Annotated in this window: 7 protein-coding genes and 3 pseudogenes; 4 read left to right on the top strand and 6 right to left on the bottom strand. The window is 62.8% G+C overall.

From position 1 onward, the window contains the following. Positions 1-632: pseudogene (locus tag Q0964_RS13145) on the bottom strand (AAA family ATPase); the annotation flags it as partial. Positions 633-721: 89 nt separating this feature from the next. Here Q0964_RS13145 and Q0964_RS13140 point away from each other — a divergent pair. Together Q0964_RS13140 and Q0964_RS13135 are read left to right on the top strand one after the other, a co-directional pair. After that, positions 722-1513, top strand: a complete 792-nt coding sequence (locus Q0964_RS13140) for an endonuclease/exonuclease/phosphatase family protein (RefSeq protein WP_299268365.1) — start codon at positions 722-724, stop codon at positions 1511-1513. Positions 1514-1601: 88 nt separating this feature from the next. Beyond that, positions 1602-1937 carry a DUF7113 family protein gene (locus Q0964_RS13135; protein ID WP_299268362.1) on the top strand — a complete coding sequence of 112 codons (336 nt, stop codon included), beginning with the start codon at positions 1602-1604 and terminating at the stop codon, positions 1935-1937. Here Q0964_RS13135 and Q0964_RS13130 read toward each other — a convergent pair. Further along, entirely contained in the window at positions 1934-3187 is a 1254-nt protein-coding gene (locus Q0964_RS13130) for a DNA double-strand break repair nuclease NurA (protein WP_299268360.1), read from the bottom strand. The two genes, Q0964_RS13135 and Q0964_RS13130, sit on opposite strands and share 4 nt — an antisense overlap. Positions 3188-3254: 67 nt before the next feature. Next, on the bottom strand, positions 3255-3647 hold the full coding sequence (locus tag Q0964_RS13125; protein ID WP_299268357.1) for a DUF7522 family protein: 393 nt from the start codon (positions 3645-3647) through the stop codon (positions 3255-3257). A gap of 147 nt (positions 3648-3794) precedes the next feature. Between Q0964_RS13125 and Q0964_RS13120 the strand changes: the two genes are divergently transcribed. Continuing rightward, complete coding sequence (locus Q0964_RS13120) at positions 3795-3992, top strand: hypothetical protein (RefSeq protein WP_299268353.1); 198 nt, start codon at positions 3795-3797, stop codon at positions 3990-3992. Between the two features lie 62 nt (positions 3993-4054). On the opposite strand, the pseudogene Q0964_RS13115 reads toward Q0964_RS13120, so the two are convergent. The 3 genes and pseudogenes from Q0964_RS13115 to Q0964_RS13105 all read right to left on the bottom strand — a co-directional run. Continuing rightward, positions 4055-4309: pseudogene (locus Q0964_RS13115) on the bottom strand (DUF8159 domain-containing protein); the annotation flags it as partial. 164 nt (positions 4310-4473) lie between these two features. Next, positions 4474-5232: an NEW3 domain-containing protein gene (locus Q0964_RS13110; protein ID WP_299268347.1), complete on the bottom strand. Its 759-nt coding sequence runs from the start codon at positions 5230-5232 to the stop codon at positions 4474-4476. Beyond that, positions 5229-9554 (bottom strand): PKD domain-containing protein, encoded by a 4326-nt coding sequence (locus Q0964_RS13105; RefSeq protein WP_299268344.1) that lies wholly within the window; start codon positions 9552-9554, stop codon positions 5229-5231. Before Q0964_RS13105 ends, Q0964_RS13110 begins: the two co-directional genes overlap by 4 nt. A gap of 340 nt (positions 9555-9894) precedes the next feature. Here Q0964_RS13105 and Q0964_RS13100 point away from each other — a divergent pair. Then, a pseudogene (locus Q0964_RS13100) lies at positions 9895-10079 on the top strand (2,3-bisphosphoglycerate-independent phosphoglycerate mutase); the annotation flags it as partial.

Raw genomic sequence — 10079 nt, 5'->3', positions numbered from 1 at the left:
GGAATCTTCAGTCCGGTCTTGATCTCGGACTTATCGGTCGCTTCGCGGACGACGGTCTCGGGCTTGGGGACGCGGTCTGTCATCCGACGCTTGAGCTCACCACCGTCTTGATACAGCACCGCGATGGGGTCCAGCGAGGCCATGAACTTGAAATCCTGCTCGTCGATTCCGGACTCGCGCATCGCCCGGCGGGCGTGGATCTCTGTCGCGTCGTCGGCGCGGAACTCCTGTGCGTACTCCAGCGCCGAGATACGACAGAAGAGACGCTCGCCATCCGCGGGCCGCCCGGCCCGCGTCTGGTCTGACGGCAACGCCGCCTCGTCGGGGTAGGGCACGAGGAGGTATTTTCCAAGACGGACCTGCGAACGGTTCTGGACAGTTACGTAGGCCCGGAGATTGCACTCGTCCTCGTCCTCACTGATGCGGAGGCCGTCGGCGGCCGAGAGGACGCCCAGCCCGGTGTCGGTCCCGGCCGGGGTCACGTCCATGCTCTGGAAGTCGTCTGTGGTGTCGGAGACGCTGTCAGCGGTGGTCGATGAACCACTGTCGGGGGTATCGTTGCCCCCCGTCGTCCCGTCGACCGACTCGTCGCTATCGCCGTCGAAATCAGTGAAATCCCCGAGGTCGGACATACAGCCATTCACGGTAGCCGGGGATTAACACCTTTCCCCAGCACACCGGAAGTGGAACGCTTACCCTTCTGGCCAACGGACCAACCCATATGGAGCCGGCGCGGCTGATGTCGTTCAACGTTCGGTACGATACCGCGACGGACGGAGTACACAACTGGGCCCACCGACGGCGGCTGGTGGCCGAAACCGTCCGGTACCACGACCCTGACGTTGTTGGCGTCCAGGAGGCGATGACCCACCAGCTCCGGGAGCTTGAGTCGATGCTCCCGGCATACGAGTGGGTCGGCGACCCCCGCGACACGGCCGCTCGCAGTGGAGAACACACTGCCGTCGGCTACCGCCGCGCCCGGTTTACTGCCGCAGCGACCGACACGTTCTGGCTCTCGGAGACGCCCGAGGCGGCCAACTCCGTCGGCTGGGACGCCAGACATCCGCGCGTCGCGACCTGGGCTCGCCTGCACGAGCCCGGGGCCGACCGCGCGATGGTCGTGCTGAACACACATCTGGACCACCAGGGAGAGCGAGCCCGCCGAGAGGGGATTAAGGTGGCGTTGGCTCGGCTTGCCGGCCTCGTCGACGATGACGTGGTCGTCTGCTGTGGCGACTTCAACTGCGTTGTCGGCGACCCGGCCCATGCCGCCGCCAGCGACTACCCGCTCCCCGACGGCCGTCACCTGCGCGACAGCCGGCGGCTGGCACCCCGATGTCACGGCCCGACGACGACCCGGACCGACTTCGAGGGGCTTGTGCCCGACATGGGTATCGACCACGTGTTCGTCAGTGACGACGTCGAAGTCACCGGCTGGTCGGCTGTCACCGACCGCGACGACACCCATTATGCGTCTGATCACTTGCCCGTCGTCGTAGACTGTCTGTTCTGATACTGGTGGCTGTGCGTTCGTACCGACCGTATCAACCAGGCGTGTCGGTTGCGGTGACCCTTTTGCCGGTCGAGCGTCTACTGTTGGTATGCTACTTGTTTCGGGTACTGTCGGGGAGGCCGGATTGACCGGCACGCTGTACGAACCCGGTGAGACACCGCCCTCCTTTCGCGGGGCACCAGACGAGGGCGCACCCTATGTCTGGGTGTGTGACGCCTTCTACGAAGTCGAAAGCGGCGGGCGGGCACAGACCGTCGGGGACAGAGAGATTCGAATCGCCTTCGAGTCACCGGCATCCCGGGGGTTCCTGGACCGGGAGACAGCGCTGTCGGCCGCGAAAGCGCATATCCGAACGCAGTTCGCCCGCCTCGGAGTCTCGTCGAGCGAGGTGGAACTGTCGGTCAGCCAGCGGGTTGACAGCTAAAACTTCTCCTCGATGGCGCCCCAGCGCCGATCGTTGTAGGAGGTATCGCGGTCCATCTCGAACTCCTGTTCGATTCGTCTGGTGAGTTCTTCGCTGCCCTGCCGGTCAATGCTTGCGAGTTCGTCAGCCTTTGCGATAGCCAGCGGTGGCCCCTGTTCTGCGGCCACGTCGTGGAGCAACTGGCGCGTGAGTCGTTCCCGCCGCTCCGGGTCTTTCGTGAACGCATAGGGCGCTTCCACCCGGAAGACGAGGTCCGTTCGCGGGTCGTAGACGATACAAAACGTCACCTCGTACTTCTCGGCGTCGAGTTCACGGTCGATGCCCAGCGCGTCGCCGTCGGCGGCCATCGCACCGTCGGTACCGGCCCGCGAGCGGAACCAGTTGGTGCAGGTCAGTGCGTCCGTCTGCCTATCGTCGTCGGCGTCCTGGCGTTCGAGGATGTGCCGGAAGAAGGCACTGTCGCTGGTCCACGGCGCCGCCGTTTTCTTTCGAACCAGCCGGGTCAGGGGTTTGCGTGAGGAGTTTTTCACGAATCCAACGAGCGGAACGTCTTTTTCGATGAACCGCTCGACGAGTTCGACGTAGTTGCCGACCACGCTCTGTGGCCGGTCATCCGCTGCCAGCAACTCGGCGAGTTCTGTGTCCCGGTCGGCCCAGCGGAGCAGCCCAGTCGGGTAGATCGGGCCGTCGAGCACGAACAGGTCCTCGACGGAGTCGGCGTTCAACAGCGCATGTTCGCTTTCGGCCAGATACAGCGCCAGCGCGTGGACGACACGCTGCTCGAAGCGGTCGACCTGTGGCGCATCGAGCACTCGGCGGCGGGCGTAGCCGCGGTCGTCGGCTCGCCACTCGTCGTCGAAGTGTAGTGTCGCATCGTTGGAGTGGACGGCCATGATGATGGTCCGACCCCGGTGTAACTCCACGTCCGACGGCGTCGCGCTCATTGCGGCTTGGGCCACGTCAACCACCAGTCCGTTTTTGAACGTCGTGGGATTGATTGTCCCCGAATCCAGCCCGTGCTGGGTCGGAAACGGTGGCTCCGACAAGGCGATATCCGCGATGGGGGCTTTCCGGCGGCACTGCTCGCCCAGCGGGAGAAGTATCTCACGGCCGTCGGTATCGTACAGCGGGTCGAGAAAGTTCTCCCACACCGTTTCGGCGGCGGCCCCTTGGTCGCTCGTCTCGACGGTTGCCCTGACTTGGCCTGCGAGTTGGGCAATGCCGTCGACGTGCACCGGGTCGAGCGTCATGTGGGTGGGTTCGCCGGTGTCGGTATAACTCTGGTGGGCTCTAGCTGGCAGTATGAAGCTGCTGTGACTACTCTTTCCCCGACTCTTCGCGCAGAATCCGCTCGATAGCCTCGGCGATTTCCTCGTAGGACCCCATGGAGAGGCCGTCGGTGGTTATGAGGACGCCCTGGCGATCCGTGGTCGCTCGCACTAGATACCCGTTCTCGAAGGCCCGAACAGTAAAGCGGTACTCGCCCAGTTCGGACTGCTGGTAGGCGTTCTTGGTCTGTTTGTACCCCTGCCACTCGTGACCGACGAAGTCGTTGAGATCCGCATCCTGTTGCAGATCCTCGCGCAGATAGAGCTGCTCGAAATTCGCACGCGTGAAGTAGGTCACCGACCGAAGCGAGTCGCCCGTCGCTGTCCGCGCCGTCGTGACGATAGCGTCGGCCAGGTCCTCCGAGAGGATGTCTCGTGTCATGCCAGTAGGGTGACGGTCCACCCTCTTAACCTCCGGGTTCTTGCTATCGAACGTGATACTCTGTGAGACGCTGACCGGGGCCGCGACGTGGTCGTGTGGTCGGCCGCCCGACGGTGTATTTATCTACCGACGCCGACATGCCCCGGTATGTCCGACGGATCAGACCGCACACTCAGCAAGCGGTTCGGGCTGCTGTTGCCGTTCCTCACGCTGCCGTATTTTTTCGTGACCGTCGTCTTCGATATCGGCGCTCCGCTCCTGTTCGGGATAGCTTACGGTGTCGCCATCATCCTGTTGGCGACGGCCGTCGGCGTCTTCGACGCCCGCCGGAACCCGGCGCCGTAGCGACATCCCACCGCAGGGTAGTGACCATCGGCTACGCAACGGTCCGAACGTGATACCCTGTCTCAGTTACTGAAGCTGAGCGTCGCCACGGCCCGCCGTTCGAACCCCTCCGTCGACAGCTCCCCGTGCTTGAACTGCTCCAGCCATTCGCTCCGGATATGCCACGCCGCGACCGTCCGACCTCCGTGGCAGACTGTCGCCTCTAGGCGCTGCGTTTGGATGTCCTCGCTGTCAGCCGTGGCGTAGCCCCGTGCAATCTCCCGTATCCCGTCGCCAATCTCCTTGTTGCCCATACTCTCCGTCGCGTACGTGATACTGCACTTGTCGGGGCCACATGGAAGGTGTGGACCTCGACGTCTGCGCCTCCATAGCCGTCGGTGTCGGGAGTCGACACCGTCTCGGTGTCCGTCAGTGACCCGCTCCGCACGGCCTCGGCGAGCGACTCCCCGACACCGTCACGCGAGACAGCCTCAACGAGTGACTACCCGACACCGTCACGTCGGGCGGTTACCACCCCGACGCCCGCAGCGAGTATCACCAGTGCGCCGAGAGCGAGCCTGACGGCGCCGTTCGAGCCGGTCCCGGTGTCCGACGCTGCCGTTCCGTTGTCGGACGTGTCGGTCGTCGCGGGCCCAGCAGTAGGCTCAGACGCCGCTCCGCCTGCCGTGCTGGTCGGTTCGCCCACGGTGGTTTCGGCCGACTCTCCAGCGGGAGTGGCCGACTCGGTATCGGTCGTGTTCACATCACTGTCAGTAGTGGTGCTCTCATCGTCGCCGTCGAGAGTATCAGCGCCTCCACCACTGCCGCCACCCCCACCGTCGTCGACCTCGACCGTCACCGCTCTGGCCGCGCTAGCCTGTTCATCGTCGGTATTCGTGACCACGGACCTTATCTCGGCAGTACCACCGCTCGCGCCCTCCGGCACTGAAACCGTGAGCGAGGGTGATTTGGTTACGCCGGGCTCGATGGAGAGATAGAGCCACTCACTGTCCGACGCCTGCCAGTTGCCACCGTCGTCGTTTCGGTCGACGATCTCCCAGCCGTCGGGCAGGGTCGCGTTCACCAGATAGGCGGTCTCGTTCTCGCCTGTGTTGGTCAGGGTGAACGTGTACGTGACGTTTTCACCGGGTTCGACCGTCGACGGTCCGTCTATCGACGTTTCTGCCGGTTCGGCTATCGCGGGCGCCGCGAGTACCGCGAGCAGCACGACAACGCCGACACTGAGCAGGGTTCGGTTCATTCGCTCCTCTCGTTCTGCCAGCTGTCGACGAGGTCGAGTATCTCGATGTTGCTGATGGTCTCGCCGTCGGTGCCTGGCACCGGCTCCTCGTCTGCCCAGTGGTCCAGTGCGTCGAGCATCTCGTCGTCGTCTATCTCCCCGTCGTCGTCCTCGTCGATGGCCGACTCAATCGATTCGGACCCGTCGACGGTGATGGTCCCCTGCATCTGACTCTGATGAGGTCGACAGTGGTACTCGTAGGTCCCCTCGATGTCGAACGTGTGGGTGAGCGTGTGACCCTCGGTCTGGGTGCTGTCGACGCCGCTCCAGTCGGCGTCGTCGGGCTGGGAATCGACGGTCACTGTATGTCCGCCGGCGGCCCAGTTGAACGCGACAGTGGTGCCTGGCTCGACGGTCAGGTCGGCCGGCGAGAACTCGTGATTTCCATCGGGCGCGACCGTGACGGATTTGTTTGCCTTCGACTCTCCGGGGTCGTCCGAGCCGCTGCTGTCGTCGGACTGACCGAGCGTCGACGGGTCGACTTCCTCGCCGTCGATTGTGACTTTGACCGGGATATCCTTTGCGAGGGACCAACTGGTAATCTCGCCATCGTAGTGGTAGCTGTCCTTACCGCCGCCGATCTCTCCCGACACAGTGCTCTCCTTGACCGTGTCCTGCCCGGTCGCGTGCTCGCCTTTTTGTACCGCTCCGTCAACGGAGAACTCGTAGTCCGACACCTGGCCATCAAGCCCATCGATGACTATCACGTGGCGCTCAGTGCTCCCATCACCGAGCGTTGACTGGTCGACTTCCTCCCCGTCGATTGTGATTTTGAGCGGGATATCCTTCGCGAGGGACCAGTCGGTGATCTCGCCACCGTAGTGATAGTTGTCCTGATAGCCGCCGATTCGTGCCGACACAGTGCCATCTTCGATTGACTCCACTCCGCTGGCATCCTCGCCTTTTTCGATTGTGCCACTGACCGCGAGCTCGTAGTCCGCTCCCTGGCCGTCGAGCCCGTTGATGAGTATCTCGTGGGTCTCACCGACCTCGACCTCTTTCGTTTCAACGCCAGTGCGCCCCTCGTCGTCGGTCACCGTCACCGTCACATCGTAGGACCCACCGGTATCGTAGCTGTGTTCGGCGCTCTCGCCGCTGGCACTCGAGCCGTCGCCAAACTCCCACTCGTAGCTGGTGATCGAGCCCTCCGTGGCGTTCGACTCGCTCGCGTCGAACGACACCGTCGTCCCGCTCTCGTTGGTCGTGGAGAACGCGACCTGTGGTATCTCAGCGATGATTTCGCCGTCCTCGTCCTCGTGGTAGAGCGCGTCGGCCGGGATTTCGCCCGACATCCCCCCGCCGCCCAGACGCACTTCGAGGTCTTGACTGCCGGCTGTCTCGCCGTACTCGACACGGATCGCGTGCAGGCCTGCCTCCAGTCCGATACGTTCGGTCGTGGTGTTGTGGGTGTCGTACCCCTCCTGTGCGCCTGTGATTTTTTCTCCGTCGATGTACAGGTTCGCCCTCTCGTTCACCTCGAGAGTAAACCTGTAGCCACCATCCTCTGGAACCTGCAGATAGCCCTCATATGTGATATCCTCTTCGTAGGGACCGCCGCCTACCGCTCCGAGGTTAATTTGATCATGGACACCGGATCCCCCGGCACCAGGGTAGCGACGGTCCGAGACGTCGTACTTGACACCGGGCGAGACTGGTCCCGGGTTCGTCGCCGGCTGCAACTCGTCGGCGACACCGACGGTCTTGGTGACGAGCTTGCTTGCACCGTCGTCGTAGATGATTTGAGCTGTTATCTCATAGTTCCCGGTTTCGTCGAAACTGGTGGTCATCGACTCACCAGTCGAACGCTGACCGTCCTTGTACAGCCAGATGGTACGGTCGATGGAGTAGTCGGCGTCACTGACTCCGGTGACCTCGGCGGTGACGGATTCACCGATCATTGGCGCCGGGTCGACTGAAACGTCGCCGCTGTGCGGTTCGTTCGGCCCACCGACCGTTCCACCGCTGACACCGGGATGAGATTCGGCTACTGGCGGCGTCAGCTCGCCGTAGATACACTGGCCGTATTCCGCCTGCAGCTCCGCGTTCGTCTTGCCCGGGATCTCAGAATACAGCGTCTCCATGTCGGGCACACCGAACACCCCTCGCAGTTGGTGTTCCCCCTTAATTCGGTCGATATCTCCGGCGTCGTTGAACGGAACGTAGTCAGGGTCCTGCAGGTCAAGGTAGACTGCCTCGCCGTCGAGCGTGACGGTGAGGCTTTCGCCGGTCAAGTTGTATGGATGGATGTGATACCAATCGTGGTTGAGATTCAAGCCTGCCCCTGACTCACTGAAGTCGCAGTTCTCGATGTGGACGGTCAGCGAATTGTCACCGACCGCGTAATTACGGATATCGGACCCATTGTCGTAGAAGGTGACGCCCTCGATGGTATCGGTCGTCATAGCGAGCGTCTTGATGCCGACGCTGAACCCTTCGATAACACCACCCTCGATCTTCCCCGTGCGTGGGTAGAAGTTCCGTATGACACCGTGGCCGCCGCCGACATCGTTGTTACAGAACTGCGGGTTCCGCACCAGAAGGTGGTCGGCGTAGCGCTGTGTGACCGCACACTTCCCGCCCTCGCCGGCGCGGTTGCCACCGTATGTGTACCCGCCAAACGCGCGGATGTTGTAGACGGTAAAGGTATCGACAATCGATTTCTTCACCTCGCTGTTCCCGTCGAATTCCACGTAGTCCAGGCCGCCACCGGAGGCGAAGGCGGTGTTTCGGGTGAACGAGTTGAACGGGAGGTACTTGCTCCTGCTCGTTCCGTCGGGGTCGGCGTCCTCCGGGAGTAGGCCGTCTTCGATCGCCAGCTCGTTCGGATAGTTCCCATTGCCCGAGATGCGTCCGGTGTTCAGCATTTCGCCATACATGGCGTATGCGTATTTATCGTGGCCGGCCGCGACGCAGTCCTCCATGGCGACGCCCGGGCCCTGGAACCAGAACCCGTTACCCTCGTGGCCGAAGTCCTCGTGCCCCAGGCGGGTTTGTAAATGGGTCCCGAAATCGCTCCCGCGCGACCGTAGCGCGAAACATCGCTCGAACGAACCGCGTTCCGGGCCGGCCTCGGTCACGAAGCCGGAGCCGAACACCTGATACGTAATCGAGTCGCGCACGTTCGCGTGCGAGTAGTGGTTGACGATGCCCCAGCCCGGGCTGTTCTGGGCGACGACGCCACTGAGCTCGTGTGGCTCGGCACCCAGCCCGGTCTTGTGGAAGTGCACGGAGTACCGGGCCTTGGGGTTCGGTTCGTCGCCGTGGAGCGACTCTTCATCGAACGGTGGGTTGTCGAACTTGAAGTCCTTGTTCGTCCGACCCAGATGGATCGTCCGGAAGTTGTGCAGCGACTGGGCCGGCTGCATCATCATCATGTGGCCCTGGCGGTTGATTCTTGCCTCCTTCTCCGGGTCTCGTTCCTGGACTTCGGACTCGATGACGACGTTGCGACTGAGGTTTAGTGCGTAGGCGGTCAGGTCGACATCAAGCTTGTTCTCGGGCGGCACATGGTCGTGTTCGAGGGCCGCGTCGAGTCTGACGGTCGACCCCGACACGCTGGCGATGGTCCGCTCCTCGTCCTGATTGTTGTGCGGGTCGAGTCCGGGAATAACGAGTTCGTCGCCCGCGGTCCAGTTGGTCGGTACCGAGGCGAGTTTGATGGCCGTGTCGCCGGCCGTCGGCGCTGTGGCGAGTTCGTCCCAGGAGGTCTTTTCGGCGCCGTGAATCTCCAGTTCCCCCATCGTAATGAGGCCCTTGCTGATGCGATTGGGGTCGTCTTTCTCGCCGATGTCCTCGTGGTGGACGATTGTGATGCGGGCCTCACTCCCCTGTTGAATCGGGCTCGATTCCGTTCCGATATGCAACTGGCTGTCCGGACGCGTGACGATTGTCTCGGCCCGGAGATTGCTGTCAGTGTCCTGTGCGAACTGCAGTGAGCCCGCCACGTCGAGATTCTTGATCTTCTCGGTCGTGCCGTCGACGGTGACCGTGACACCGGAGTCGATGCGGACGGTCTGTTCGGCCGTGGGAACGCCGTTGTCCCAGACGGCGTCGTCCGACCAGTTCCCGTCCGACGTGGCCGTCGTCGCCGGCGACGTACTGTCGATGAACCCTGCGGCCGGACTCTCCTCACCGCTCGCAGTGGCTGTCTCTGTGAGCCCGCCGAGTGCGAGGCCTGCGGCTCCGGCTCCCACCGACGCCAGCAACGACCGGCGTGAGTGTGTGTCTTCGTTCGCCCCGTCCCCACCCTCAATGTCCTCGTCCGATGTCTCTTGATTCGTCATTTTGTCACTACCCTGGCGTCAGCGAGCCAGCATGTACACGCAGCATACTGTCCGAGCCATATAATACCTATACACATTAACTAAATTCATGATCTAATAGATAAATTGAAACGACGGAGAGCGTCTACGCCAGCCCTGTGGCGGTGTGGTGTGCCCCCGAGGGAGCAAATCACTGGACGGCTGTCCGTTCAAGACTGGGTTGAACGGTGTTTGCAGGCTCAAGCGCGGATTGAACGGTGTTTTCAGCGGGGGTTGGGTGAGGCTGTATCGCTGTCGCACCGCTCGCTGGTGCACTGCGACGACCGAAGGGCTATTACCCCGTTCGTGTGACCAGTCGACTATGCAAGTCGGGCTCGTCATCCTCGACGGCTGGGGACTGAATCCAGAGACAGATGTACGGGACGCCGTCGCCGCGGCCGAGACACCGAACTTCGACCGGTACTGCGAGGCCGGCGCTGACTCGACGCTGACGACACACGGCCGCCGGGTCGGATTGCCCGAGGGACAGATGGGCAACAGCGAGGT

The sequence above is a fragment of the Halorientalis sp. genome (genome assembly GCF_028275115.1).
Classification (GTDB): Archaea; Halobacteriota; Halobacteria; order Halobacteriales; family Haloarculaceae; genus Halorientalis.
The sequence above is the reverse complement of the archived record's forward strand: the minus strand, read 5'-3'. Positions and strand labels throughout refer to the sequence as shown.

Bases quoted from the DNA above. Each gene is read 5' to 3' on its own strand.
- Q0964_RS13140 (WP_299268365.1), top strand. From the start codon at position 722: ATGGAGCCGGCGCGGCTGATGTCGTTCAACGTTCGGTACGATACCGCG.
- Q0964_RS13135 (WP_299268362.1), top strand. From the start codon at position 1,602: ATGCTACTTGTTTCGGGTACTGTCGGGGAGGCCGGATTGACCGGCACG.
- Q0964_RS13130 (WP_299268360.1), bottom strand. From the start codon at position 3,187: ATGACGCTCGACCCGGTGCACGTCGACGGCATTGCCCAACTCGCAGGC.
- Q0964_RS13125 (WP_299268357.1), bottom strand. From the start codon at position 3,647: ATGACACGAGACATCCTCTCGGAGGACCTGGCCGACGCTATCGTCACG.
- Q0964_RS13120 (WP_299268353.1), top strand. From the start codon at position 3,795: ATGTCCGACGGATCAGACCGCACACTCAGCAAGCGGTTCGGGCTGCTG.
- Q0964_RS13110 (WP_299268347.1), bottom strand. From the start codon at position 5,232: ATGAACCGAACCCTGCTCAGTGTCGGCGTTGTCGTGCTGCTCGCGGTA.
- Q0964_RS13105 (WP_299268344.1), bottom strand. From the start codon at position 9,554: ATGACGAATCAAGAGACATCGGACGAGGACATTGAGGGTGGGGACGGG.